A 1355-nucleotide genomic window follows, 5' to 3' on the forward strand; every position below is an offset into this window, starting at 1 on the left:
GAGCCTATCCGAACCTTTGTGTGTGAGGCATAAACTGATGGCCAAGGAGCCACTTTATGCCACGCAAACGCAAGGAAGAAGTGACGATTGAACCGGGCAAGGGCTTGAACCTTGACCCGGAACTGATCAAGCAACTGGTGCCGGGGACGTTGGACCGGGCGACGATCAACGAGCAGCTTGCCGCGCTCAAGAAGGCGATCTTCGAGCGCGCACTGGGCGGCGAGTTGGCCTACCACCTGGGCTACGAGAAAGGCGAAACCAAGCCGGCTGGCAGCACGAACCACCGTAACGGCACGAGCCGCAAGCGCGTGGCGACCGACGACGATGTGCTCGACGTCGAGATTCCGCGTGACCGCGAAGGGACGTTCGATCCGGTGCTGATTGCCAAAGGCGAACGGCGCTTCACCGGGTTCGACGACAAGATCATCGCGATGTACGCGCGCGGCATGAGCGTGCGGGAAATTCAGGGGTTTCTGCTTGAGATGTACGGCATCGAGGTATCCCCGGACTTCATCAGCACAGTGACCGACGCCGTGATCGACGAAGTGCGTGAATGGCAGCAGCGGCCGCTCGAGCCAATGTATCCGGTCGTGTTCTTTGACGCCTTGCGCGTCAAGATTCGCGACGAAGGCGTGGTTCGCAACAAGGCGATCTACCTGGCGCTGGGCGTGCGCCGCGACGGCACACGCGACGTGCTCGGCCTCTGGATCGAACAGACCGAAGGCGCGAAGTTCTGGCTGAGGGTCGTCAACGATCTGAAACTGCGCGGCGTGCAGGATATCCTGATTGCCGTGGTCGACGGCCTGAAAGGCTTCCCCGAGGCGATCAACTCGGTGTTTCCGGAAACGACGGTTCAGACCTGCATCGTGCATTTGATCCGGAACTCGCTGGACTTCGCGAGCTGGAAAGACCGGAAATCGGTCGCGGCGGCGCTCAAGGAGGTCTACCGAGCCCCGACAGCGGAAGCTGCCGCCGCGGCGCTGGACGCGTTCGACGCCGGCCCGTGGGGCACAAAATACCCGCCGATCGCCATGCTCTGGCAGCGAGCCTGGGAGCAGGTCATTCCGTTCTTCGCCTTCGCGCCGGATATCCGGAAAATTGTATATACGACCAATGCCATCGAGTCACTGCACATGCAACTGCGCAAGATCATCAAGGCGCGCGGCCACTTCCCGTCGGACGAGGCCGCGTTTAAGCTGATCTGGCTGGCGCTGCGTAACGTCGTCGCCAAGTGGACCGGCTCTCGGCACGATTGGAAAAGTGCAATGACGCAATTCGCGCTGCTTTACCCCGAACGATTCAACATCGGAATCTGAGTTTTTACCCGTCTCACACACGGAATTCCGGATACCTCC

At 60.6% G+C, this 1355-nt stretch carries 1 protein-coding gene; it reads left to right on the top strand.

Translation table 11 applies throughout. The features are described from left to right. Positions 1–56 precede the first annotated feature (56 nt). The gene (locus PKKP23_RS33385; RefSeq protein WP_042304214.1) at positions 57–1316 is read left to right on the top strand and encodes an IS256 family transposase; all 1260 of its coding nucleotides are present in this window, start codon (positions 57–59) and stop codon (positions 1314–1316) included. Positions 1317–1355 lie beyond the last annotated feature (39 nt).

The organism is Paraburkholderia kururiensis JCM 10599 = LMG 19447, assembly GCF_003986935.1.
Classification (GTDB): Bacteria; Pseudomonadota; Gammaproteobacteria; order Burkholderiales; family Burkholderiaceae; genus Paraburkholderia; species Paraburkholderia kururiensis.